The 24,378-nt window shown below is 73.7% G+C and carries 20 protein-coding genes and 2 pseudogenes; 12 read left to right on the top strand and 10 right to left on the bottom strand.

Going from position 1 to position 24,378, the window contains the following annotated elements:
* Window positions 1-357 precede the first annotated feature (357 nt).
* Both ACIBAI_RS21970 and ACIBAI_RS21975 read right to left on the bottom strand, forming a co-directional pair.
* Window positions 358-1,782 carry an erythromycin esterase family protein gene (locus ACIBAI_RS21970; protein WP_399036595.1) on the bottom strand — a complete coding sequence of 475 codons (1,425 nt, stop codon included), beginning with the start codon at window positions 1,780-1,782 and terminating at the stop codon, window positions 358-360.
* A 355-nt stretch (window positions 1,783-2,137) separates the two neighbouring features.
* Window positions 2,138-3,508, bottom strand: a complete 1,371-nt coding sequence (locus ACIBAI_RS21975) for an amidohydrolase (RefSeq protein ID WP_399036597.1) — start codon at window positions 3,506-3,508, stop codon at window positions 2,138-2,140.
* A 158-nt stretch (window positions 3,509-3,666) separates the two neighbouring features.
* On the opposite strand from ACIBAI_RS21975, the pseudogene ACIBAI_RS21980 reads away from it, so the two are divergent.
* A pseudogene (locus tag ACIBAI_RS21980) lies at window positions 3,667-3,837 on the top strand (IS5/IS1182 family transposase); the annotation flags it as partial.
* A 167-nt stretch (window positions 3,838-4,004) separates the two neighbouring features.
* Here ACIBAI_RS21980 and ACIBAI_RS21985 read toward each other — a convergent pair.
* Entirely contained in the window at window positions 4,005-4,532 is a 528-nt protein-coding gene (locus ACIBAI_RS21985; protein WP_399036598.1) for a hypothetical protein, read from the bottom strand.
* 221 nt (window positions 4,533-4,753) lie between these two features.
* Between ACIBAI_RS21985 and ACIBAI_RS21990 the strand changes: the two genes are divergently transcribed.
* Together ACIBAI_RS21990 and ACIBAI_RS21995 are read left to right on the top strand one after the other, a co-directional pair.
* Window positions 4,754-5,155: a hypothetical protein gene (locus ACIBAI_RS21990; protein ID WP_399036599.1), complete on the top strand. Its 402-nt coding sequence runs from the start codon at window positions 4,754-4,756 to the stop codon at window positions 5,153-5,155.
* Between the two features lie 46 nt (window positions 5,156-5,201).
* Window positions 5,202-5,657: a hypothetical protein gene (locus ACIBAI_RS21995; RefSeq protein WP_399036601.1), complete on the top strand. Its 456-nt coding sequence runs from the start codon at window positions 5,202-5,204 to the stop codon at window positions 5,655-5,657.
* A gap of 229 nt (window positions 5,658-5,886) precedes the next feature.
* On the opposite strand, the gene ACIBAI_RS22000 is transcribed toward ACIBAI_RS21995, so the two are convergent.
* Both ACIBAI_RS22000 and ACIBAI_RS22005 read right to left on the bottom strand, forming a co-directional pair.
* The gene (locus tag ACIBAI_RS22000; RefSeq protein WP_399036603.1) at window positions 5,887-6,543 is read right to left on the bottom strand and encodes a hypothetical protein; all 657 of its coding nucleotides are present in this window, start codon (window positions 6,541-6,543) and stop codon (window positions 5,887-5,889) included.
* Window positions 6,540-7,361, bottom strand: a complete 822-nt coding sequence (locus ACIBAI_RS22005; RefSeq protein ID WP_399036605.1) for an ATP-binding cassette domain-containing protein — start codon at window positions 7,359-7,361, stop codon at window positions 6,540-6,542. Before ACIBAI_RS22005 ends, ACIBAI_RS22000 begins: the two co-directional genes overlap by 4 nt.
* Window positions 7,362-7,581: 220 nt before the next feature.
* Here ACIBAI_RS22005 and ACIBAI_RS22010 point away from each other — a divergent pair.
* A pseudogene (locus ACIBAI_RS22010) lies at window positions 7,582-8,124 on the top strand (transposase family protein); the annotation flags it as partial.
* 193 nt (window positions 8,125-8,317) lie between these two features.
* Here ACIBAI_RS22010 and ACIBAI_RS22015 read toward each other — a convergent pair.
* Window positions 8,318-9,502 carry a lysostaphin resistance A-like protein gene (locus ACIBAI_RS22015; protein WP_399036608.1) on the bottom strand — a complete coding sequence of 395 codons (1,185 nt, stop codon included), beginning with the start codon at window positions 9,500-9,502 and terminating at the stop codon, window positions 8,318-8,320.
* A gap of 493 nt (window positions 9,503-9,995) precedes the next feature.
* Between ACIBAI_RS22015 and ACIBAI_RS22020 the strand changes: the two genes are divergently transcribed.
* The 6 genes from ACIBAI_RS22020 to ACIBAI_RS22045 all read left to right on the top strand — a co-directional run bounded on the left by ACIBAI_RS22020 (window position 9,996) and on the right by ACIBAI_RS22045 (window position 17,337).
* Window positions 9,996-11,087: a substrate-binding domain-containing protein gene (locus ACIBAI_RS22020; protein WP_399036611.1), complete on the top strand. Its 1,092-nt coding sequence runs from the start codon at window positions 9,996-9,998 to the stop codon at window positions 11,085-11,087.
* A 123-nt stretch (window positions 11,088-11,210) separates the two neighbouring features.
* Window positions 11,211-12,545 (top strand): ABC transporter substrate-binding protein, encoded by a 1,335-nt coding sequence (locus ACIBAI_RS22025; RefSeq protein ID WP_399036613.1) that lies wholly within the window; start codon window positions 11,211-11,213, stop codon window positions 12,543-12,545.
* A 25-nt stretch (window positions 12,546-12,570) separates the two neighbouring features.
* Window positions 12,571-13,560 carry a carbohydrate ABC transporter permease gene (locus ACIBAI_RS22030; protein WP_399036614.1) on the top strand — a complete coding sequence of 330 codons (990 nt, stop codon included), beginning with the start codon at window positions 12,571-12,573 and terminating at the stop codon, window positions 13,558-13,560.
* Window positions 13,557-14,420: a carbohydrate ABC transporter permease gene (locus tag ACIBAI_RS22035; protein WP_399036616.1), complete on the top strand. Its 864-nt coding sequence runs from the start codon at window positions 13,557-13,559 to the stop codon at window positions 14,418-14,420. The genes ACIBAI_RS22030 and ACIBAI_RS22035 overlap by 4 nt, the downstream gene beginning before the upstream one ends.
* A 47-nt stretch (window positions 14,421-14,467) precedes the next feature.
* Entirely contained in the window at window positions 14,468-15,448 is a 981-nt protein-coding gene (locus ACIBAI_RS22040) for a hydroxyacid dehydrogenase (RefSeq protein ID WP_399036701.1), read from the top strand.
* Window positions 15,445-17,337, top strand: coding sequence for a DUF2264 domain-containing protein (locus ACIBAI_RS22045; protein WP_399036617.1), 1,893 nt, complete (start codon window positions 15,445-15,447; stop codon window positions 17,335-17,337). Before ACIBAI_RS22040 ends, ACIBAI_RS22045 begins: the two co-directional genes overlap by 4 nt.
* 128 nt (window positions 17,338-17,465) lie before the next feature.
* Here ACIBAI_RS22045 and ACIBAI_RS22050 read toward each other — a convergent pair whose 3' ends face one another.
* Window positions 17,466-17,999, bottom strand: coding sequence for an AAA family ATPase (locus tag ACIBAI_RS22050; protein ID WP_399036703.1), 534 nt, complete (start codon window positions 17,997-17,999; stop codon window positions 17,466-17,468).
* Between the two features lie 399 nt (window positions 18,000-18,398).
* Here ACIBAI_RS22050 and ACIBAI_RS22055 point away from each other — a divergent pair, with 399 nt between their 5' ends.
* Together ACIBAI_RS22055 and ACIBAI_RS22060 are read left to right on the top strand one after the other, a co-directional pair.
* Window positions 18,399-19,703, top strand: coding sequence for a sensor histidine kinase (locus ACIBAI_RS22055; RefSeq protein ID WP_399036619.1), 1,305 nt, complete (start codon window positions 18,399-18,401; stop codon window positions 19,701-19,703).
* The gene (locus tag ACIBAI_RS22060; protein WP_399036621.1) at window positions 19,700-20,431 is read left to right on the top strand and encodes a response regulator; all 732 of its coding nucleotides are present in this window, start codon (window positions 19,700-19,702) and stop codon (window positions 20,429-20,431) included. Before ACIBAI_RS22055 ends, ACIBAI_RS22060 begins: the two co-directional genes overlap by 4 nt.
* Here the strand turns inward: ACIBAI_RS22060 and ACIBAI_RS22065 are convergent.
* From ACIBAI_RS22065 to ACIBAI_RS22075, 3 genes are all read right to left on the bottom strand, one after another.
* Window positions 20,393-21,616: an FAD-dependent monooxygenase gene (locus tag ACIBAI_RS22065; RefSeq protein ID WP_399036622.1), complete on the bottom strand. Its 1,224-nt coding sequence runs from the start codon at window positions 21,614-21,616 to the stop codon at window positions 20,393-20,395. The two genes, ACIBAI_RS22060 and ACIBAI_RS22065, sit on opposite strands and share 39 nt — an antisense overlap.
* Window positions 21,613-23,025 (bottom strand): MFS transporter, encoded by a 1,413-nt coding sequence (locus ACIBAI_RS22070; RefSeq protein ID WP_399036705.1) that lies wholly within the window; start codon window positions 23,023-23,025, stop codon window positions 21,613-21,615. The genes ACIBAI_RS22065 and ACIBAI_RS22070 overlap by 4 nt, the downstream gene beginning before the upstream one ends.
* A gap of 514 nt (window positions 23,026-23,539) precedes the next feature.
* Window positions 23,540-24,361 carry a class I SAM-dependent methyltransferase gene (locus tag ACIBAI_RS22075; protein WP_399036623.1) on the bottom strand — a complete coding sequence of 274 codons (822 nt, stop codon included), beginning with the start codon at window positions 24,359-24,361 and terminating at the stop codon, window positions 23,540-23,542.
* Between the last annotated feature and the right edge of the window lie 17 nt (window positions 24,362-24,378).

A 24,378-nucleotide genomic window follows, 5' to 3' on the forward strand; every position in this document is an offset into this window, starting at 1 on the left:
GAGCCCGGGGAGACGTCCGCGCCCAACGAGCCCACCCGCGGTGCCCCCGAGGGCGCCCTCGCGCGCGCCGACCTGCGCGTCGACGTCACCTGCGCCACGCCCATCCGCCACAACCCGATCGGGTGGCGCGTCCGGTGTCTTCGAGCCGCTCTGGGACGGCACCGGGCGGGCGGCCCGGCAGTACGGGCCGGCGAGGAGGCACGCCAGGGCGTACCGCATGCCGTGCGGCGCCGCGCCGGCGCCCACGACGTCCTCGCCGGCCCGTGCCGCGGAGGGTCCGCGTCGGTGGCGGAAGGGGGACGGCCACCCGCCGGCGGTCGGCTCCTCCGCCGAAGGGCGGCACATCCGTCCCGCCCCTCACCCGGCGCCGGTGACGCCCCGCCGTGCATGCCCGGGCTTCCGGTCCCGGATCGTGGGGAGCAGATCCGCGGCCGTGACGCGATGAAGGTGTATCAGCACGTCGTACTGGCGCCCGAGCGAGGTTCGGTAGGGGTCCTCCGGCCAGGCGTTCCCTATGGAGCGGGTCGGGCGCTTCGCCGTCAGCCAGCCCCGGGCCGGCTCGGGCACAGCTCGCAGGTCGACGTAGTAGTCCCGGCGCGAGACCCGCTCCAGCACCTCCTCGTTGCTGCCGGCGCCCAGCGGCCCCACGGAGAAACGGCGGTAGGGCTCCTGCGGATCCGTGAGGTCCATCGCGTTGAAGGAGCCCTGCCCGAAGGTGTAGCCGATGTTCGTGTACTCGGCCCCGACCATCTGGCGTATGAACTCCCCCTGGGTCTTCGGATACTGCTCGGGGTGGTCGGACTCGTAGGAGACATGGCCGTTGTGGGCCGACAGCAGCATCCGGTGGCCGGTGTGCCGCTGCCACCACACGGTGTTCTCCGCCATGACCTGGTCGCGGTGGAGCATGGCCCGAGCGATCTTCTCCGGGTCGGAGAAGTCGTAGTACGCGTAGAGGGTGGCGGTCTGGGAGATGGCCCTGGCGTGCTGGAGGACCCACGCGTAAGCCTGCCGGTCCCCGTCCGGCCCCTGCGCCCGCAGCAGCTCGTAGGCGCGCCGCGCGTCCGCGGCCGCCCGTTCGCGCTCGGCGACGGGCTTGGCCAGGTTCTCGTCGACGGTCTCCGCCACGCTCCCGGTCGGCCGGAGTTCGCGGTAAAGGCGGCGGAACTCCGGCAGCAGCTCCGGGTGGTGCGCGGACACGTAGTCCGTGACCTCGTCGAAGAGCCCGGGTCCCGCGTAGCCGTTGTCCTCCCCCATGAACTGCACGGGGCGGTCGGGGTGGCGGACGTTGTGGGCGCGCATCCACCTCAGCAGGTCGAGATACTCGTGGGTGTTCCAGATCCGGTACGAGCTCTGGAACTCCTCCCGCATGATCTTCTCCGGGTCGCCCTTCCCGTACAACACGTAGTCGTTGAGGACCAGGCCGGTGGACCAGGGCGCCTCCAGCGCGAACGTGGTGAAGCCCTTCTCCTCCACGAGGTACCGGAAGACGCGGTGCTTCGTCGTGAAGAACTGCCGGGAGCTGTGCGTGGCCTCGCCCAACCCGACGATCTTCGCCGAGCCGATCATGCGGCCGAGCGGGCGCAGATCGCTGCCGGGGGCGCCGGGCTCCGTGGTGCGCAGCCGCTGCGCGACGCGCGCCAGTTCGCGCACCGGATCGGTGGCGGTCGCCGCGTTCGCGTGCGCCGGCCCGGCGACGGCCGTCAGCGTGCCGGCTTCGAGCGCCAGCGCCAGCAGGAGCAGCAGCAACCGGTGCAGTCGATGTGATCTGTGCGAGACAGGCATGGATCAAGGCTGCCGATGGGCGGCAGGCCCCGGACAGCCTGCCGCCCTCAGTTCTCCCCCTGGGGAGAACCACAGGGCCGCTGTACCGCTGACGTCACCCCGGGGCCCGCCCACCTGCGGCACCCGCTCCCGGCAGCGCCGCGGCAGGCACCGTGGGCGAGGCGGGCACGGTCCAGCCGGCAGGTTTTCCGGAAGGCGCGCCCGATGCGGCGGGCCGCCGACCCGGGCCGCGGCCCGGGTCGGCGGATGCGGGCCTGGTCGAAGGGGGCGGGGCGGCCGGATTCGAACCGGCGTCCTCCGAGATGCTGTCGCGGCCGGGGAAGGGACGGCACCCGGGTCCCGGTGGGCGGCCGGGTCAGGTGTCGTACTCCTGGATGCGCCGTCCGTGGTCGCGCGCGGTCAGTCCGGGCAGCCGGTCCGTCAGTTCCCGTACGACGGCCTGCACGTCGAGGGTGAGCAGGACGCGGTCCCGCATCAGGACGCGGCCGTCGACGACCGTCGTGCGCACGTCGGCCGCGCGGGCGCTGTGCACCAAGGTGGCGGCGAGGTCGTGGACCGGCTGGGTGTGCGGGCCGGTGAGGTCGACGAGGACGAGGTCGGCGCGTCGGCCGGGCGCGAGGGAGCCGATCCGGTCCCCGAGGCCGACCGCGCGGGCGCTCTGCGAGGTGGCGTGGTGCAGGGCCTGGCGGGCGGTCAGCCAGCGCGGGTCGCCCTCGGCGGACTTCTGGACCAGGGAGGTGAGCGCCATGGTCTCCCACACGTCGAGGGAGTTGTTGGAGGCGGCGCCGTCCGTGGCGAGGCCGACGGGGACGCCGGCCGCGCGCAGGGCCCGGACCGGAGTGGTGGCCGGCCAGGCGAACTTCAGATAGCCGCGGGGCGCGGTGGCCACCGCCGTGCGGCCCTCCGTGCGTTCGAGCAGCGGCAGGTCCCGCTCCAGGATGCCGGTGCCGTGGGCGATGAGCAGGTCGGTGTCGAGCAGGCCGGTGCGGTCCAGGATCTCGATGGGGGTGCGGCCGTGCCGGGCCAGGCTGGTGGCGGTCTGGTCGCGGTTCTCGGCGGCGTGGATGTGGACGGGCAGGCCGTGCGTGCGGGCGAGGTCGGCGGTGGCGGCGAGGTCGGCGTCGGTGACGGTGTACGGGGCGTGCGGGGCGAGCGCGGTGGTGATGCGGCCGTCGGCGGTGCCGCGCCGGCGGAGCGCGAACTCCAGCGACGCCTCCCGGCCCCGGGGCCCCTGGCCGGAGAAGTACGCCTGGCCGAGGTGGGCGCGCAGCCCGCACTCGGCGACGACGTCGGCGACCGTGTCCATGTGGAAGTAGTGGTCGGCGAAGCAGGTCACCCCGCCCCGGATCATCTCGGCGCAGGCGAGCCGCGCGCCCAGTTCCACGTCCCGTTCGGTGAGGTTGGTCTCGACGGGCCAGACGACGTCGTTGAACCACTCCTGCGTCGGCAGGTCCTCGGCGAGCCCGCGCAGGGCCACCATCGGGGCGTGCGTGTGGCAGTTGATCAGACCGGGCAGCGCGATCTGTCCGGGTGCCTCGATCCGCGTCACGGCCGGCACGTCCCGCGCGGCGGCGGCCGTGGTGACCGCGTCGATCAGCCCGGCGCGGACGACGACCGCGGCGTCCTCGCGGAATCCGATCCGTTCCGCGCCGTCGTGCACCAGGACCGCGCACCCGGTGACGACGAGGTCGGCGGGAGCACCGCCCGGGGTTCCGGCATCGCTCATGCAGCCACCGTACGGGCCGCCGTACGGCACGGCCGGGAATTCCTCGGTGCGGCTACGACGGCACGGTGCGATCACCGCGGCCCGGTACGGCCATGCCACCGCCGGCAGTGGTGACGGGGCCGGTGACGGTGGCCCCGGCCTGGAGGGTGAGCGTCGCGCTCACGCCGTCGTCCAGGGCTCCGACGGCCCACCGGGCGCTGTCAGCGGCACGCGCACCGGTCGAGCGGAGTGTCGCGGGACTGACGTCCTGGCGGATCCTCCGCAGGGCCCGCTGCAGCCCGAGCCGCCTGTCGTCGGTCGCCGCAGCCGTCCTCGCCTTGGAGCGATAACGCCGGAAACGTCTGTTCTCTCCCTTCTCGGGTCTGCGGCCACGATCCAGACGGCCGCCATGCCCACGGCAAGAGGTCGGTGCCTCGGCGGAATGGGGACCGGGGTGAACGGCGGCGCCACAGGCGCGGATCCGGCTTCCGCGACCTGCCGCCGCCGTCACCATGCGTCAGCAGCGCTTGCTGGAGTAGCCCGCAACGGGTGCGGGATCGCCGGCGCCCCGTACGGAGCCCACAGCGGCCGTGCACTCGGCGACCGTGCCGGTCCCGCTGGACCAGAACTCCTGGGCGGTGGAGTCGGTCCAGGAACGCTCGCCCAGGACCTCGTCCTGCGCATAGCTGTAAACGGCGGCGGTCACGTCGTAGTCTCCGGCGACCTCACGGAAGCTCTGCCAGACCCAGACGTAGCCGTAGTTCTCGGCGCAGGACGGCGAGTAGAACTGCTTGACGGAGGCGATCGTCCTGCCGCTGCGCGTGACGTACCCGGTGCTTCCGATCTGGTATGCGTCCGCGCACACCCCAGCGGCCCGCGCCCGCGGGCTCGCCGGGTTCCCGGCCGGGGACGGTGCGGTGGACGCGGCCGAAGTGCCGCGTGCGGCCGGCGCGGGGGCCGGGCCGGTCCCCGCGGAGGCCATCCCGGCCGGAACGAGCACGAAGGAACAGGCGAGCGAGGCGATGGCGGTTTTCAGGTAACGCATGCGATGAATTCCCCCTGACTGTGGTCACGGCACCTGGTCCGGAACGGGGGACGCCCGAAGAGGGTGTGCGTGGTCAGCACGGGTCCCCGCCGCCCGAAGCGGCAACTGCCGGACAGTCCGTAACGTTTCGGACGCCTGATGAGACCCACAGCGCATCCGAAGGGTTGTACTCGAGCTTCCAGCGCCCCGACGAACGGGCTGTCGAACAGGACCCGCAGGCCGTGGCGCGCCGGCACCGGGAGACCTGGACGGAGATCCACGCGCGGGCGAGGAAGGACGGCGGCGGGATCCTCCTCGCCGGCCGGGCCGGCATCCGCTCCGACCGGGTTACCGGCCGCACCTGGGGTGAGAGGGGCAGAACGCCCGTGGTGCGGCACAGCGGGAACCGGTTCCCGGTGAGCGCCGTGCCGGCGGTCGGCACCAAGGGCCGGACGCACTTCACGGTCCTCACCGAGCGCTTCACCGCCGAGGTGAGGTGCCGCTTCCCGGACCGGCCGGCCGGCCACGTCGACCGCAGGGTCCGCCTCGCGGTCGACGGCACTCCGCCCGCCGTTCCAGGAAGGTCCGCGACTGAAGCGTGTCGCTTTGATCCGTCGGTTCTTGGAGCATCGGCCTCCACCTGACGGTTCACAGTCATACGCGTGAGATTCTGTCGGGGTGGACACATTCATGGCCCGGCTGGACGGCGCATGGGAGTGGTGGTCGGCCGCTGTCGAGGAGGCGCAGGAGGGGCGCTGGGTTCGTGATCCCGTGGAACGGCAGGTGGTGGCGGACATCATGGCCGCGACCGATGCTCTGCACGGCGGCCGACTGGCTCCGTTCACCGAGGACTCGTGGCACGTACGTATCGGGCGGATCGCCAATTGGGCTGGGGTACTCCGGCTTGCCGCCCGAGCAGGGGGCTGGGAACTCCAGCCTGTCGTCGGGCGCAGTCCGCAGCACCCTGCGGGTATGGCCGAACTGCTGTCCGGCATCTATGCGATCGGCGAGCAGGGCGAGAAGTGGATGACACAGCTTCTTCGAGAGCATCGGGTACCACCGGAGAAGGAGATCGCCCAGGCGGAGGGATTCCTGACCGGTCCAGGGTCCATGGAGGATCTCGAGCTCTTCTTCCACGACAGCTGATGGACGTCCCGCTCGGTCGGCACCGCGCCCGGAGGGGGATGGCGGCGCATGGGGTGCGGCCCGGTACACGATGGCGAGCTTGTCCGCCCCCATGGCCAGGTCACGCCGTTGCTCAAGCCGGCTGATGCATCGTTCGACCGTGTTGCGCTGCTCGAACCTTTCCCATGATGTTGGGCCCTGAGCCTTTGCCGACCTGCTCCGCGCCGGTTCGGGCACACCGGCGCACGGCTCATGCGTTTCTGCGGGTGATCGCCTGTGTGATGGCCGCGCCGACCACCAGGAAGCCTGCGGCGACGGCGAGCAGGGCACTCGTGGGCACCAGGGCATCCGCCGAGTCCGGCGCGTTCTGCAGGTGGGTGAGCATGATGTTGACCGGGGAGACGCCTTTGCCCAGCAGCACGGCCAGCAGGAGCACCAGGGTCAGGACGAGCGCGTAGCCCTGCCGTCGGAACACCAGCCGTGAGCTGACCAGTCCGATAGCCATGCCGGTGAAAGCGCAGGTGAGTTGGGCCTCGGTTCCCAGTGCCAGGTCCGCGAGGCCGGGTGTGCGGGTTCCGGACATCAACGGCAGCACCAGGCCGGCGACCGTCAGCAGCAGGCACCATACGGCGGCCGTCCCGACCGTCGCGAGCAGAACGCGTAGGTGGCTGCCGGCGCTGACGACGACGATCGAGCGGTGCGGCTGATCCTCGAGACCGATCAGTGCCACGGTCAGCCAGGCCGAGCACGGCAGCATGACCCCGGCCACCGAGGCGTAGGTCGCGGTGAGCGGGCCGGCGTCGCTGCTGGTCAGCACGGCCACCAGACCGACGAACAGCAGCAGCGGCGCGAGGTGGCGCTGGGAGAGCAGCAGCGCCGTGGACAGGTAGCGGACCAGGGCGATCACCGGGCGGCCCTCCGCGCATCGAACCGGTGATCGCGTCCACCCACGGGTCCGGTGAGGTCCGCCACCGACCACCGATGCCGCAGTGCCGTCAGCAGTACGGCGTCCGAGTGCTCCCGCGTCACCCGCAGGACGACCTCTCCGCCGCGTAGGACGGAGTCCACCACACCCGGCAGCGCCGACCAGTTCGTCTCGACCGGCACGACGCCGGTGGGCGGCGCCGTCAGGACCAGCTCGACCATCGATGCCCGATCCCCGGCGTGCCGGCTGCCGTGCAAGGTGATCCGGCCGCCGCTGATGACGTAGACGCCGCCGGCGTGCGTTTCGGTGATTGCCTCGCGGTGGTCGGTGAAGACCACCGCGCCGCCCTGTGCGGCCGTTTCGTCGATGAACTCGGAGAGGACTCCGTGGGCCGAGGTGTCCAGACCCGACCAGGGTTCGTCCAGGACCAGCAGGTCGGGCCGGACGAGCAGAGCCTGGGCGAGCGCCACCTTCTGCGCGTTGCCCTTCGACAGGGTGCGCAGCGGCGCGTTCCGCCCTCCCACCAGGGACAGCCGCTCCAGCAGGTGATTGCCTCGGGCACGGGCGGCGGAGGCCGACAGGCCGCGGATGCGCCCCATGTGGGTGAGATAGGAGATCGCCGAGATGCGGTCGTGGGCGGTGAAGCGGTCCGGTACGTAACCGATGTGCGACGGCCGGCCCGACACGCTTCCGGAGGTGGGCTGGGACAGCCCGACGAGGATCTTCAGCAAGGTCGACTTTCCGGAACCGTTGCCGCCCACCACCGCGAGGACGTCACCGGCCGCGACCTCCATGTCCACGTCGCGGAGGATCCACCGCCCTCTGCCGTGACGTTTGCCGACCGCTTCACAATGTAACAACTCGTTCCTCCCTGTGGCCTGCGCGCCGGCCGTTCCAGCCTAACGGGCGGGCTCGACGGTTGAGCCGGCAGGCGGGTGAAGCTCCGGCAGACGGCTTCTCGGCCAAGAGAACCGTCTCCGGCAGAGGCTTTGCGGGCTTGTTCACCCGCCGGGTGTCGACGTGTCCAGCTCCGCCCTTCGCTTCCTGTCCGCCCGGCTGCAAGCGCGTCGTCACGCTCCCGGCACCCGATGGCGACGCCTGAACGCGGGTCGGCAGACCCTGTTCGCCCTCCCCCGTCTCCGCAACGGACACACCTGCCCCCAGCTCGCGGCCGGTTCCGGCGTCGGTACCGCTACCGCCTGCCGCCGCGTCACCGAGGCCGTCGAACTTCCGGCCGCCCTCGCACCCATGCTCGCCGAAGCCGTACGGGCCGCTTCGATGAACGCGTATCCGATTCTGGACGGGACGCTTCTGCCTGTCGACCGGATCGCCGCCGACCGGCCCCTCCACTCGGGCAAGCACAGGAAGCACGGCATGGCCGTGCAGATCGTCGCCGATCCGAAGGGCCGTTCGCCGTGGGCATCACCGGCCCTGTCCGGAGCCGTCCAGGACGTCCGGGCGGCACACGAGCGCGGCGTCGTCGGTGCTCCCGCCGAGGCAGGCATCGACTGCTGGGCCGACAAGGGCCACCAGGGCGTCGGCGGCACCGCTCGCACTCCTTTCGACCGGGCGGCCCGGCTGCCCGCCCGCGGCGCCCTCTCCCACGGCCTGTGCACGGACTTCTGCGCCCCGCTGGTCAAGGGCAGCCACGGCGCCGGTACGGGGCGGAGCCGTTCCGGGCGGTCGGCTCAAGGGCGTCGTTGCAGGTCCGCGTCGACGCCGCCGGGCCGGGCCACGGCTCCTCGGCCGCCGCGGGTCACCGCGGCGGGCGCCAGGCGTCCCGGGGGTGGGCGGGCGGGTGCTCGACCGGTGCGGCGGACCCGTCACCCGGTGACGGTGCGGGCGCGGTGCCGTACGTTCCGGTCGGCGGCGGCGTGTACGGCCCGGCGGGGTACGCGACGGGTGCCGGGTACTGCGGCCCGGCGGGGTACGCGGCCGGCGCCGGGTACTGCGGCGGGGCGGGGTACGCGGCCGGCGCCGGGTACTGCGGCGGGGCGTAGGCGGCGAACGGGTGGACCGCGGACGCCGGGGCGGGGGTCGCGAGGCGCTGCGGAGGGTTGCGGCGCGCGAGCCACAGCACCGCGGCGGCGTAGAGCAGGATCATCGCCGTGTCGACGAGGGCGAGCTGCCAGGGCAGGTCGGCGGCGGTCTCGTCCGAGGAGAGTCCGTCGACGACCGCGGCGGCGACTCCGAAGCCCATCAGGTTGTTGAGCACGTGCAGGGCGACCGCGGCCTCGAGCCCTCCGGTGCGGACGGTCAGCCACCCCGCCACCAGGCCGAACACCAGCAGGTCGGCGAAGCCCCACGGGGTGCCCCAGCCGTGCGCGGCGGCGAACAGCGCCGCCTGCGGCAGCATCGCGCACCACGGCGAGCGCAGGAGACCGCCCACCGCCTGCAGCAGCCAGCCGCGGAACGCGTACTCCTCCGCGGCCGCCTGGAACGGCACGAACACCGCCAGCACGGCCAGTGAGACGAGGAGCGCCGGCAGACCGACCCACTCGGCCGGTGCCGAGGACTCGGGGTCACCGCCGGGCAGCACCATCGACGCCAGGGCCAGCAGCGAGACCGCCGGTACCGCGACCGCCAGGCAGCGCGCCAGCCAGCCCCAGCGCAGTCGGCCGGCCACCGACGAGACGCTGCCGGCCGGCCTGCGCTCCGTCCAGCGTACGGCCAGCAGGACCAGGGGCAGCAGGAAGGCGATGTACGACAGTTCCAGCGCGGTGGTGGGCAGCGGGCCGAAGTCCACCGAGCCGTCGGGCAGTTCCGGCCGGCCCGATGCCTTGCCGACGGCGTAGGTGACGGCGTCGACGAAGCCGACGCCGAGTATCCAGCCGCCGAGCACCAGCAGCAGGCCCAGCAGCGGCCGCCACCACCGGTGGCGGCCGGTGAGGCGGGCCAGCCGGTGGTACGGGAGGGACGGTGAGGGAGCGGGTGTGGTCATGTCCGACAGCATCTCGTCATTGTCCGCATGGGACGTCCACCATCGGCAGGAACGCCGTCTCCCTCTCCGGTTGCAGACGCCGCCCGGTCTCCGGGCGGCGGGGGGCGTTCGACGCCGGCGGGACGGTCGGACGCCGCCCCGGTGCGCCGCTTCGCAATGCTGGGCAGGGCCTCCTCGGGAGCGGGCCGGCCGGGCCTCCGCGGCGATGTCGGCGCGGCGCGTCCGAGTCCGTCCCGGCGCCGCCGCTTCGATCCGGGCGACGACGCCCCGGGGACGGGAAGGAGGCGGGCCGGCCGACCGCCGGGCAGCCGGCGCTCGTCGCCCCCGCGCCGATCACGATCGCGGCTCCGTACCGGGCGCTTCCGAACGCCGGGGCCAGGGGGCTTCGAGCGGATCGCCCCGGGCCGCCGGTCCCGGTCCGTGATCCCGCCATCCGGACGATCGATAGGATGACGCTTATCGTTCAAACGAACATTCTCGGGCGGGAGGCTCGATGCGGGAGCCGGTCGATCTCAGGCGTCAGCGGATTCTGGCCGCGGTGCAGGCACGCGGCGCCGCACGGGTACGTGATCTCGCCGAGGAGCTGCAGGTCTCGGTGGTGACCGTGCGCCGGGACGTGGAGGAGCTGACCCGCGCGGGCCGGCTGCGCCGCGGTCACGGCGTCGTCCGTTCGACGCTGCCCGCCGAGGAGGTGCCCGCCCGGGCCGGCGCCGCGCCCGGCGACCGGGTGGCCGTGGTGGTCCCGGAGCGGCACTCGTATCTGACCGAGACCCTGCACGGCGCCCGCACGGTGCTGGAGGAGGCCGGGCTGCGCATCGCCCTGCACATCGCTCCGCAGGTGCCCGGCGCCGAACGGCCGCTGGTGGAGCGGGCGCTCGCCGACGGGGCACGCGGGCTGCTGCTCGCCCCGCGGTGGCGCAGCCGGGCCGACGAGGAGGCCGACGAGGGCTGGCTCGCCGAGCTGACGGTACCGACGGTGCTGATGGAGCGCCGCCCGCGGCGCGGCAGCGCGGCGCAGGCCCTGGACTCCGTGTGCTCGGACCACTGGTACGGCGCGCATCTGGCCGTCGAGCACCTGGTGGGCCTCGGTCATCGGCGCCTGGTGTTCGCGACGCGCGACGACAGTCCCACCGCGCGCTCGTTGCGCACCGCCTTCACCGGGATCGCCGGGGAGCATCCGCTGGTGGAGTGGTGGGCGTGGGCGCTGAGCGCGCCGGAGGCCGGGGCCGGGGGACCGTACGCCGCGGACGAGACCGCCCAGTTGCCGGCGCTGTTGCGCGAGGTGGGCGCGACCGCGATGGTGCTGCACGGCGACGTGGACGCCCTGATGATCGTCCAGCGGCTGGCGGACGAGGGGGTGCGGGTCCCGCAGGACTGCTCGGTGGTGGCCTACGACGATGTGGTGGCCGGTCTCGGCGCGCCGCCGCTGACCGCCGTCTCCCCGCCGAAGGCCGAGGTGGGACGGGTGGCCGCGGAGCTGCTGCTGCAGCGGCTGTCCGGCGCGCCGGGCGGCCGGTCCGTCCGGCGGGTGGAGTTGCTGCCGCGCCTGACGGTGCGGGGTTCGACGGGCACGCCGACCGTGTGAGCGTTTGATCGTTTCATTTTCTTCTGAGCGATCTATTGACCGCTTGTTCCCGGGAGTTCAGGATTCCCCTGTCCCGAAGAGCCGTGTCGGGGACGACGACACGCAGGAGCCCCGGGAGGCGCCATGCCCGGTCGACGCAGCCGTCGATCCGTGCTCGCCGCGATGGCCGCCGTACCGCTGTCAGGAGCCGTGAGCGCCTGCAGCGCCGGACGTGACGGCCGGTCGCGTGGCAGCAGGAGCAGAACCACGCGCATCACCTTCTGGTCCGCCCTGCGCGGCAGCCAGGAGGTGGTCGACGCGTTCAACCGCACCCACGACCGCATCCAGGTCGACTTCCAGCAGATCCCCTCCGGCGGGCAGGGCGGCTACGCCAAGCTCAGCAACGCGGCCCGGGCCGGCAACGCCCCCGACATCGCCACGATCGAGTATCCGCAGGTCCCGGGGTACGCCATCGACGGTGTGGCCCGGGACATCACCGACCTGGTCCCCGACGGCCTGCGCCGCGCACTGCTGCCGCAGGCGCTCGGACTGACCACCTTCGAGGGCCGGATCTTCAGCGTGCCGCTCGACGTCGAGCCGATGGTGATGCACTACCGGGCCGACCTGTTCGACCGCTACGGACTCACGGTGCCGCGCACCTGGGACGAGTTCGCCGAACAGGCGCGCGTGGTGCGCCGCAAGGCGCCCGGCCGGCGCCTGGCGCTCTTCCCGACCGACGGGATGACCCAGTTCGCGGCCTACGCCTGGCAGGCCGGCGCCCGGTGGTTCGACACCGCCGGCGGCGCCTGGAACGTCTCGCTCGCCGACGCGCCCTCCCGTAAGGTCGCGCACTACTGGCAGCGGCTGATCGACCGGGACGAGGTGTTCGTGAACGCCGTGGAGAGCCGGCAGGCGGACGCGCAGATCGGCAACGGCCTGGTGCTCACCCGGCTCAGCGGCGCCTGGGACGCCGGCGCGCAGATGAACGCGCGGCCCGGTCAGAAGGGCCGGTGGCGGATCGCCCCGCTGCCGCAGTGGGATCCCGGCCGCCCGGCCGTCGGCACGCACGGCGGCTCCACCTTCGCCGTCACCAAGGACAGCCGCCATCCCGAGGCCGCGATGGAGTTCATCGCCTGGCAGGTCTCCCACCCCGACGCCCTGCGCGCCCGCCTGTCCAGCGGCACCAGCAGCCAGTACCCGGCCGCGCCCGGCCTGGTCCCCGTCGGGCGCGAGGCGTTCGACCGGTCGTACTACGGCGGGCAGGACATCTACGCCCTGTTCGAGCAGGAGGCCGAGAAGATCGGCGCGGGCTGGGTCTGGGGGCCGCGGATGAGCGCCACCCAGAAAGTCATGCAGGACTCCTTCGCCCGTGTCGGCGGCGGTCAGGGCACCCTCGTCGGGTCCCTGCGGGCGGCCCAGGAGGGCACCATGCCCGACCTGAAGGCCCTCGGCCTGTCCACCACCCAGCACAGCACCTGAGCCGTCGAAAGGCAGGTGACACCCCATGACCGCGACCACCCACCGGCGGGTGCCGACCGGCACGCCGTGCCCCGCTCCCCCGGCCCCCTCCCCGGCCGGCCTGCGTGCCCGCAGAGCCGCCCGGCGCCGTCGGCTGACCGCCTGCGGCGTGCTCATGACGCCGTTCTTCGCCCTGCTGCTCACCGTCTTCCTGATCCCCGTCGGCACGGCCGTCCACCTCAGTCTCTACAGCGACGACCAGCCCGGCCTCGGCTTCGGCCCCGAGCGCACCGTCTTCGTCGGCCTGCGCTCCTACGCGGCCGTGCTGACCGATCCGACCTTCCTCGGCGGCCTCGGCACCGTCGCCCTGTACTGCCTGGTCTACCTGCCCCTGATGGTCGTCGGCGCGCTCGCTCTCGCCCTGCTGCTGGACTCCGGCATGGTCCGGCTGCGTGCCCTCGCCCAGCTCGGCCTGTTCCTGCCGCACGCCGTGCCCGGCATCATCGCGGCGCTGATCTGGCTGTACCTGTACACCCCCGGCATCAGCCCGGTGATCGACCTGTTCGCCCGGGCCGACATCACCGTCGACTTCCTGGGCGTCCACACGGTCGTCCCGTCCATCGTGAACATCGCCCTGTGGAGCAACCTCGGCTACAACATGGTGGTCTTCTACGCCGCCCTGCAGGCCGTGCCCCGCGAGGTGATCGAGGCGTCGGTGGTGGACGGCGCGGGCCCGGTGCGCACCGCGCTCCAGGTCAAGACGCCGCTGGTGCGCGCCTCCATCGTGATGGTGTCGATCTTCACGCTGATCTGGGCGCTGCAGCTGTTCACCGAGCCGATGCTGCTCAGCCAGTCCTCACCGATGATCAACTCCCGGTTCTCGCCGAGCATGTACATCTACGACGCGGCGTTCACCCGCAACAACTACAGCCTGGCGGCGGCGGCCTCGGTCGTCCTGCTGGTGTGCACCATCGCCCTGTCCTACGGCGTGACCCGCCTCACCAGCCGCGCCGACACCGCCGAGGAGGCCCGATGAGCGCCGCCGGCAACGCCCCGCGGCGGCCGAGGCTGCTGAGCGTCACGACGGTCAACGCGGTCGTCGCGGTCTTCGTCCTCTACACGCTGCTGCCCGTGGCGTGGCTGGTGCTCGCCGCCACCAAGGACCGGGACGCGCTGTTCCGCAGCGACCTGCTGTCGCCGAGCGGCTTCTCCTTCGCGCAGAACCTGCGGGACCTGTTCGCCATGGACGGCGGGCTGTACGGCCGCTGGTACGTCAACAGCCTGCTGTACGCGGTGCTCGGCGCCGCGGTCGGCGCCCTGCTGAGCGTCGCCTGCGGCTACGCCTTCGACAAGTACCGCTTCCGCCACAAGGAGAAGCTGTTCGGCCTGGTGCTGGCGGCGGTGATGGTGCCGCAGACCGTGCTCGCGCTGCCGCTGTACCTCATGGCCTCCGAGGCCGGCCTGGTCAACACCTTCTGGGCGGTGTTCGTCCCGGTGCTGTTCAACCCGTTCGGCGTCTACCTCGGCCGGATCTTCGCCCGGGGCTATGTGCCCGACGAGGTGCTGGAGGCGGCGCGGGTCGACGGCGCGGGGGAGCTGACCACATATGCCAGAGTGGCGCTGCGGATGCTCGGGCCCGGCCTGGTCACCGTGTTCCTCTTCCAGCTCACCGCCATCTGGAACAACTTCTTCCTGCCCATGGTGATGCTGTCCGACCAGAGCCTGTATCCCGTCAGCCTCGGCCTGTACCAGTGGAACAGCGCCGCGTCGGTGTCACCGGAGTACTACCCCGTGGTCATCACCGGGTCGCTGCTCGCCGTCGTCCCGCTCATCCTCGCCTTCGTCCTGCTCCAGCGTTTCTGGCGCAGCGGGCTGACCGCCGGAGCCGTCAAGTGACCCCCCGCGGCCCCGGTCCCGGTTTCCGTCCCCGGGCGGCCGTGGCCATGTCCCGGGACGCCGCCGGGGCCGTCCTCGACCCCGAGACGCTCCGTGCTTTCCGCACGGTCTGCGACCTCGCCCCGCCGCCGGTGCTGGACGAGCTGACCACGCCCCGCGCGCGGTCCGTGCTGGCCGACGTGGACCTGCTGATCACCGGCTGGGGCTGCCCGCCGCTGGACGCGGAGGTGCTGCGGGCGGCGCCCCGGCTGCGGGCGGTCGTCCACACCGCGGGCAGTGTGCGCGGGCATGTCACCGACGCCTGCTGGGAGCGCGGCATCGAGGTGTCCTCCGCCGCCGCGGCCAACGCCGTGCCGGTGGCGGAGTACACGCTCGGCATGATCCTGCTCACCGGCAAGCGGGTCCTGGAACGGGCCCGCGACTACCGCGCGTCGAGGTCGCGGGACGACTGGCTGCGCACCCCGCGCACCGTCGGCAACCACCGCCGCACCGTCGGCATCCTGTCCGCGTCGCTGATCGGCCGCCGGGTCATCGAACTGCTGCGCCCGCACGACCTCGACGTCCTGCTGTACGACCCGTACGTCGACGACGCGGAAGCCGCCGCTCTGGGCGCCGAACGCGTCGGGCTGCCGGAGTTGTTCGCGCGCTGCGACACCGTCAGCGTGCACACGCCGCTGCTGCCGCGGACACGCGGTCTGGTCAGCCGCGACCTGATCCGCTCGATGCCGGACGACGCGGTGCTGATCAACACCGCACGGGGGGCGGTCGTCGACCAGGAGGCGCTCACCGAGGCCGTCCTGGCGGGACGCATCCGGGCGGTCCTCGACGTGACCGATCCCGAGGTGCTGCCACCGGACCACCCCCTCTGGGAGTGCGACAACGCGCTGATCACCCCCCACCTCGCCGGTTCCCAGGGCAACGAGTGGCGCCGCCTGGCCGACCTCGCGCTCGCCGAGACCGCCCGGTGGGCGTCCGGCTCCGGCTTCCTCCATCCCGTACGACGCGAAAGGCTGGCCTTCCTCGCATGAGCATCCCCTTCGACCTGCCCGCCGAGGACCGCGTGTCCAGCCCGTACACCGGGTACACCCGCGCCCACTGGGAAGCGGTGGCCGACGGGCTGCTGGCCGCCGCCTGGCGCTGGAGCACCCCCGGCTGCGCCCTGCTCGACCTGCCCGGGCGGCCGTCCCGGTCGGGCGTGCGCTCCGACGGCCTGGAGGGGTACGCGCGGACGTTCCTCGCTGCGGCGTTCCGGGTGGCGGGCGCCGGCGGCGCCGATCCGCACGGCCTGCTCGACCGCTACGCCCGCGGCCTCGCCTCGGGCACCCGCTCCCCGGGGCGGGACGACACCGAGTCCTGGCCCCTGATCCTCGACCACGACGTGCAGGGCCAGCCGATGGTGGAGTCCGCGTCGGTCGCCCTGGGGCTCAGGCTGACCGCGCCCTGGCTGTGGGAGCACCTCGACGCGGACGTCAAGGACCGGGCGGAGGCGTGGCTGCGCGGGGCGCTCCGGCACACGCCCGCACCCAACAACTGGTACCTGTTCCCCTACACGGTCGCCGGGTTCCTGGAGTCGGTGGGCCGCGGCGACGCCGAGACGGCGGCGGCCCGGCAGCGGGCGCTGGAGCTGCTGGAGGGCTGGTACCGGGGCGAGGGCTGGTACGCCGACGGGGACGGGCGCGCCTTCGACCACTACAACGGCTGGGCGCTGCACCTGTACCCGGTGCTGGACGCCCATCTCGCCGGTGACGCCGAGGCCCTGGAGCGGTACGGCGCCCGGCTGCGCGCCCACCTGGCCGGCTTCGGCCTGCTGTTCGGGGCCGACGGTGCGCCCCTGCACTTCGGCCGGTCCCTGACGTACCGCTTCGCCGCCTCCGCCGCGGTGAGCCTGGGCGCGCTGACCGGGCACACCCCGCTGACGCCGGGCGCCTCCCGCCGACTGGCCAGCGGCAGTCTGCGCTACTTCACCGAGCGCGGCGCGCTGACGGACGACGGCCTGCTGAGCCTGGGCTGGCACGGCCCGCACGAGGCCACGCTGCAGCCGTACTCGGGCCCGGCTTCCCCGTACTGGGCGTCGAAGGCGTTCGTCTCCCTGCTGGCGCCCGCCGGCCATCCGCTGTGGACGGCCACGGAGGAGCCCGCGCCGGTGGAGGAGGAGGACCGGACGCTGGCACTGCCCGTGCCTGGGCTGCTGGTGCAGGCGACGCGGGAGGACGGGATCGTCCGGCTGCACAACCACGGCAGCGACCACGTGCGCCCCCACGAGGGCGAGTCCGCCGCCGAGGACGATCCGCACTACGGCCGCCAGGCCTACTCGACCAGGACCGGCCCGACGGCCGTGCGGAACGTGGCGGACAACCATCTGTCGGTCGAGGTGGCCGGCCGGCACAGCGTCCGGCGCCGTGTCCATCCGCTCGGGGCGGGGCACGGCGACGGCTGGGGCTGGGCGGCGTCCTGGCACCGGCCCGTCTTCACCGACGGGCCCCCGATGGTGCCGGGGCTGCGGGTGGAGAGCGTGACGGTGGCGCGGGGGCCCTACGAGGTGCGGGTGCACCGGGTGACCGGGGCGCCGCCCGGGGCCCGGGTCACCCAGACCGGCTGGGCCACCGGCCCCGACGAGCTCCTGGTCTCCGGCCTGCACGGGCTGCACGGCTGGGACACCGCGTCCGAGACGGTACGCGCCCCGCAGGGCACCGCCTATGCCCGCTGGGCCCTGGTCCCCCGCCTCACCGGCCCGGCGGCGGGGACCTCCCTGCACGTCAGTCTGGCCGTCCTCGCCGCCGCGCCGGGCCCCGGCCCGCTGGCCGACGCCGTCGCCGAGGTCGTGCCCGGGGACGCGGCCGTCGAGGTGGTCTGGGCGGACGGGGCGCGCACGCGGGTGGCGTTCGGCGACGCGGTGCGCGTGACGCACGGCGCATGACGCGGGCCGGCTGAGCGGCTCCCCGGTCCCGGCCGCACCGCCCGTCCCCGTCCCTTCCTCCCGCTCCGGCCGGGGGCGTCGGCCAGCGGGCCGGGGTCCGGCGCGGCGGCCGTCGCGCCGGGTCCCGGTCAGCGGTCCGGTGCGGGCAGGCGGGCCAGGCCGGTGTCGAGCATGATGCGGTCGACGGTCTCGTGCAGGGCGCTGTCGGCGCCGATGACGGTCTCGAGGCCGCCGGGCAGCAGATCGCGCTCCCGGTACCAGCCGCGCAGCTGCGTCTCGTCGACGTCGTCGGCGATCGGCTTGGTGGCGTGCCGGGCGAGGGTTTCGTCGAACGGCACGTCCAGGTAGTAGGCGTGGGTGGGACCGCGGTGGTCGGCACGCAGCGCCGCGAGCATGTCGCCGTAGTGGTCGGCGTAGAGGATGCCCTCGACCACGACGTGATAGCCGGCGTCCAGGGCGTAGCGGGCCGTCAGGTCGATCAGGCCGATGTTCGCCGCTCCCGGCCGGTCGTGCTCGCGCAGCACGGTGCGGCGCAGATTGTCCTGGCCGACCACGGCGAGGCCGCGGCCGAACCTCTCGCGGAGGCCGGCCGCGACGGACGACTTCCCCGAGGCGCTGTTGCCGCGCAGCACGACCAGCCGGGTTCCTTCGTTTCCCACCATCACGGCGGTCACGTTACCGGCGGCCGGTGACACCGCCCGGGCGTTCCGGGGACGGGTCCCGGTCCCGGGTCCTGGACACGGGTCGCGCGGCCGGCGCCGGCGTGGTCGAGGTCGCTCGGGACGCCGCCCCGTAAGCGCTCGGGCGGCGCCGCCCGAGCCGGGAGCGACGGCGCCGGATGGTGCGGCGGTGCGGCCGGCGGCACGCGCCGAGGCGGGCCTCGCGTTCGCCGTTCCCGGCGCCGTCCGGCCGCCGGGCCCGGTGGCCGCCCCGTATCCTGAGCCGTGTGCTGCCGAATGTCGATGTCGAGGGTGAGGCACTGCGCCGGCGCATGCCGGTCTTCGCGACCGGGCCGGACGTGATGATGCAGCGGCTCCCCGCCGGCCGGGGCTGAGCCGGCCATGACGAACACGGGTAGCGGTGGTGGGCGGCCGCGCGGCACGTGGTGGCGTGAGGTGGCGATCACGGCGACGGCGCTCGCGTCCTGTCTGCTCGGCGGGATGATGCAGGTCGACGACACGCTGTCACCGCCGCCCGCCGCCGCCTGTTTCATCGCCGTGGTGTCCTGTGCCGTGCTGCCCGTGCGGCACCGGGCGCCCCTGGCCGCCCTGGCGGCCACGACCGCGGTCGGCGTGCTGGTGCCGCCCCTGGGCCTCCTGATGACCCCGCTCGTCGTGGCCCCCGCCGGGATCACCGCCTACTCCTACGCGCTCGCCGCGCGCACCGAACGCCGCGCGGCGAGCGCGGTGTTGCTCGCCTCCGCGGCGCTGGGCACCGTCACCCCCCTGTCCGGGGACTTCTCGTGGAAGGACGCGAGCAGGATGGCGGTGGTGGCGGCCTTCCCGCTGGTGGCCGGCGTGCTCGGGCACTCGGTGCGAAACCGGCGGGCCTACCTGGCGGCCGTGGAGGAGCGGGCCCGGCGGGCCGAGGAGAGCCGGGACGGCGAAGCCCGCCGGAGAGTGGCCGAGGAACGGGTGCGCATCGCCCGGGAACTGCACGACCTGGTGGCCCATCAGATCACCCTGGCCAACGCGCAGGCCACGGTCGCCGCCCACTTCTTCGACGCCCGCCCGGAGCAGACCCGCAAGAGCCTGACGGAACTTATCGAGACCACCGGCCACGCGCTCGACGAACTGCGCGCCACGGTCGGCCTGCTGCGTCAGTCCGGGGACGCGGCCGCGCCCGCCGAGCCGGCGCCCGGGCTGTCCCGACTTCCCGCGCTCCTCGACTCCTTCCGCCGCGCGGGACTGGAGGTGTCGGTGCACCAGGAGGGCACGGCCAGACCGCTGCCGCCCGGGGTGGACCTCACCGCCTACCGCATCGTCCAGGAGGCCCTGACCAACGTGACCAAGCACGCCGGCCCCGGCGACGCCCGGGTGCGCCTCGACTGGAGCCGTGATCGCGTGACCATCACGATCGCCGACGACGGGAAGGGCTCCCGTACGGCGCCGTCCGCGTCCACGGGGCCGGTCGCCTCCCCGGTCCCGGACCGCCCGCCCGGTCACGGTCTGATCGGGATGCGCGAGCGTGCCGCCGCGGTCGGGGGACGCCTCTTCGCGGGCGGGCGCCCGGAGGGCGGCTTCCTCGTCTCCGCCGAGCTGCCCCTCCCGCCCGCCGAGGACACGACGCGGACGGCCGACGGAGCGGTCGGGGAGCGGACGGCCGACGCGGCGGCGGGCGACGCAGAGGCCGGGGGTGCGCCGTGACGCTCCGGGTGCTGCTCGCCGACGATCAGGCCCTGCTGCGCGGCGCCTTCCGGATGCTGCTCGACAGCGCCGACGACATCACCGTGGTCGGGGAGGCCGGCGACGGCCGGGAGGCGGTGCGGCTCACCCGGGAACTGCGCCCGGACGTGGTGGTCATGGACATCCGGATGCCCGGGGTGGACGGCCTCACCGCCACGGCGGAGATCTGCGCCGACCCGGAACTGCGGGCCAGCCGCATCCTGATCCTCACCACGTACGAGACCGACGAGTACGTCGCCCGGGCGCTGCGCGCGGGGGCCGGCGGCTTCATCGGCAAGGGCATCGGGGCCGGGGACCTGGCGGACGCCGTGCGGACGATCGCCGGCGGCGACACCCTGCTGTCCCCGGCCGCGACCCGCTCCTTGGTCGCCCGTTTCCTGGCCACACCGCAGGACGCCCCGTCGCGCCGTGCTGAGGAGCTCGCCGTGCTCACCCCGCGCGAACGCGAGATGGTGGCGCTGGTCGCGACCGGCCTGTCCAACCAGGAGATCGCCGAGCGGATGTCCCTCAGCCCCTTCACCGTCCGCGCCCATGTGCAGCGCGCCATGACGAAACTGGGGGCCCGCGACCGGGCGCAACTCGTCGTCGTCGCCTACCGGACGGGTCTGGCCCACATCGCCCCCGACGGCGGCACCGACCGCCTGCCGCAGTCACGGCACCGGGGCGAATCCGGGCAGCGCAAGGGCTGAATAGGCCGGTCGTGCCGGCGCGGCGGGCATGGTGCCGAGGGCGCGCAGCAGGGTGTTGCGTTGCTCCAGGGCCCGCGCCGTGGTGGGGAGGAGCGTGGTCGTGCCGTTGTCGACCAGTGCCTGGTTCACGGCCACGAAGGGGCGGAGGCCGCGTTCGTAGGCGGCGAAGGCGGCCGTGTGGTCCCGGTTCGTGGCCAGGGCGTGGGCGAGCATGTAGGCGCCGACCAGCGCCAGGCTGGAACCTTGTCCGGTGAGGAACGAGGGTGCGTACGCGGCGTCGCCGACGAGCGCGACGCGGCCGCTGGACCAGTGGGGCATGCGGATCTGACCGGCCGTGTCGAAGAACAGGTCGTCCGCGTCGCGCAGGGCGTCGACCATGCCGGGGACCTCCCATCCCGCGCCGGCGAAGACCCGGGCGACCAGGTCCCGCTGGGCGTCGGGGTCCCGGAGGGCGTCGACCGGCGGGTGCGGCCGGTGGAAGGCCAGCAAGGCGTGCAGCTCGGCGTCGTCCCCGACGGCGTAGAGGGCCGCGGCCCTGCCCGGGGTGTTCCACAGCACCAGTTCGTGGGAGAGCCCGAAGGTGTTCGGCATGGTGAACACGGCGAAGCAGTGGCCGAGGGGGCGGTGGAACTGTTCCTCGGGGCCGAACAGGGACTTCCGGGTGGCCGAGTGCATGCCGTCGGCGCCGACCACCAGGTCGAACGTGCGCCGTCGCCCGCTGCGGAAAGCGACGTCGACTCCTCGTTCGGACTGGTCGAGGGTGTCGATGGAGTCGCCGAACAGGAATTCCACGTCGTCGCGGACCACCGCGCGGAGGATCGCGGCCAGATCTCCGCGCCGCACCTCCAGGTCCCGTCCCTCGACGGCGCCGGCGACGACGCGCGGGGCGACCGAGGCCACCGTGCCGCCGTCGGCGTCGAGGAAGGTGCAGCGGCGCGAGTCGATGTGCGCCTCCCTCAGCTGCGGCAGGATCCCCATCCGCCGGGCCACCTCCGTCGCGGTACCGCGGACGTCGATCGGGTAGCCACCGTCGCGCGCCGATCCCGCCTTCTCCACCACGGTGACCGCGCATCCGGCCCGGTGCAGCCAGTACGCCAGCGCGGGCCCGGAGATACCGGCTCCGCAGATCAGCACGTCACGCTTCGCGCCGGCAGTCACGTCCTTCGACGGACCGGTGGGTGTCATGCCTGGGCTCCTCTTCTCGTGACACGGACGACGAGCAGTGACAGCGCGGCGACGACGCCGGCGACGGCGAACCCTGTGACGAAGGCCGATTCGGCCGGCTGGCCCGTCGTCGGATCGACCCCGGCGACGAGGATCGCGCCCGCGCCCTGGGCGCCCAGGGCGGCGCCGATCACGCGCGTCACCACGAGCAGGCCGGTGGCGATGCCGACGTCCTCGGCCTCGACGGCGGTGGCGGTGCCGGCGAGCAGCGCCGTGGTACCGACGCCGGCGGCGAACGCGGTCAGCGCCTTCGCGAGGGCGAGCTGCCATTCCGCGCTGTGCAGCGCGGCCAGGGCGATCATCGTGGCCGCCGTGACGACGGCGCCCGCGACGACCACGGCACGCGGACCGAAACGCCGCGCCGCGATCCCGCCGACCGAATCGCTGACCGCCCCGGCGAGGACGCCGGGCAGCAGGAGCAGTCCGATCTCGGTGGTGCCGGCTCCGAAGCCGTACCCGTCGGCGGACACCCCGAACAACTGCGGCAGCAGGAGGGTCACCATCCCGTAACCGGTGGTGATGACGAGGGTGAGCACGCACGCATGCCACATCGCGGGCTTAGCCAGCATGCGGAGATCGACCATCGGTGAGGCTGCCCGGCGCTCCACGGCGACCCATCCGGTGGCGAGGGCGGCCGCGCCCACCGCGAGGGCACCGACCGCGAGCGGCGGCAGGCCGCCGTCCCCCGTCACCGTCACCAGCCCGAGCATGAACGCGAGCAGCGTGCCGCTGAGCAGAACCGCGCCGGGCCAGTCGATCCCCGGGGCCGACCGGACCGGCGGATCATGCGGCATCAGCAGCGCGACGGCCGACGTCGCCGCGATGACCGCGAGCGTCGGCAGCGTGAACATCCACTGCCAGGACAGTGCTTCGGCGATCGGCCCGGCCATCGCCGTTCCCACGATGCCGCCGCCCGTGAACAGCGCGACGACCAGTCCGATCGCCGCCTGTGACGTCCCTGCGGCCAGGTGGGTGCGCACCAGGATGAAGGAGAGGGGCAGCGCACCCACCATGGCGCCCTGCAATATCTGACCGAGCAGCAGCATCGGCAGGTTCGGCGCCAGGCCGGCCAGCAGGCCGCCCACCGAGACCACGGCCATCAGCCGGACCAGCACCCGCTTCCCGCCGTGACGGTCGCCGAGCTTGCCCGCGACGGGGGCGATGACCGCGCCGGTGACGAGTAACGCGTTGCCGACCAGGGCCCCTTCTGCGGGGCTGACCCCCAGCTCGCGTTGCAGCAGCGGCAGAGCGGGCTCCACCACGGACTGCAGGGCGCCGAGGGCGAGCGCCAGGATGCCGAGGGCACCGATCCACAGCCTCCCGGTGCGGACCGGGGAGACCGCGGCTTCGGGGGGAGACGTTCTTTCCATCATTCAGCGATCACTCCAGGCGTCGTCGGGCAGGGGGAACGCGCGAGATGCGCGCGCCTCCCACGGTTCCCTCCGGCGCCCCCGCGGGGCATCGTCTCCCGTCACCGTCTTTTTCTGGTGCTCCCGCACCAGCCGCGCACGCGTCCTGGTGCCTGCGCACTACAGCCGGGCCGCGGGCCTCGCGCGCAGGCAGCACGCCGGCGAGGGCCCCGCGGGCGGAGCCCCGGCCGAGTCGGGGCCGCGGAGGACCGGCGCCCCGGGCCGGTCCTCGACGCCTTCGTACTGTTCGACGCCCGGTGCATGGACGCCGCGGTGAACCGGCCGGCGCGGGCGGCTTCGGTGTCCGGGGCGAGGACGTGGCCCGCTTCCCGTCGTCCGTGCGGCACCACAGCACCGTGCCCGGCCGGTGTTCCTTGCAGTCCCCGAGCTGCCGGGGGCCTGCGTCCGCCGCGCGGCCCGGGCCCGTCCGAGGACGAGCACCGGGCACGGGCCTGCGCGACCGCGCGGCAGCGGATCAGGGGGCGCCGACGCGTACGGCGGTGGTCGCCAAAGTGGTGTAGCGCATCGTGAAGCGGCCGCCCAGAGCGTCGATGGCACGGCCGACCGCGTCCAGTGTCTCGGCCAGCTGGTCGGGACGGAGCCGGGTGAGGCCGCCGGTGGTGGGGAGCAGGTCCAGCCATTGGTCGCGCGTGTAGGACCGCTCCCAGTCGAATCGCCACTGTTCCGGGTCGCTGAACCGCTCGGTCTCGCGGATCCTGTCGGCGATCTTCGCGTACCCCGCTCGGTACGTCTCCAGCGGACGTCGCGCCGGCTGGTCGGCGAACGGGGAGTCGGGCGCCACCCGGCGGTAGGCGGCCGCGAACGGCTCGGCCACCTCGGCGGGCGGCTCGAATACGTGCCCGAAGATCGCCAGGCGCCCGTTCGGACGCAGCACCTCGGCCGCCTTCACGGCGCCGGCGACCGGATCCACCCAGTGCCACGACTGGGCGGCGATCAACGTGTCGAACGCTCGGCCGGCCGGTTCCCAGGCCTCGAAGGTCGCCACCTCGACCCGCAGGCCGCGGGCGCGTGCGAAGTCGGCCATCCGGGGATCCGGCTCGACGCCGAGCACGGCGCAACCGGCGGCCCGGAACTGGCGGGCCGCGATGCCGGTGCCGCAGCCGACGTCGAGCACGTCGGGCCCCGGGCTCCCGGCGACGATACGCGTCACCAGGTCATCGGGGTATCCGGGGCGGGCCCGGTCGTAGCGCTGCGCGTCCGTGCCGAACGATTCGGCCGTCCGCCGTGCCTGATGCGACTGTGCCGGGTCCGGTTGCTCTCGCGGTAAAGTGGGCATGCGTTCACTTTAGTGGG

The organism is Streptomyces sp. NPDC051041 (assembly GCF_044456065.1).
Lineage (GTDB): Bacteria > Actinomycetota > Actinomycetes > Streptomycetales > Streptomycetaceae > Streptomyces > Streptomyces glaucus.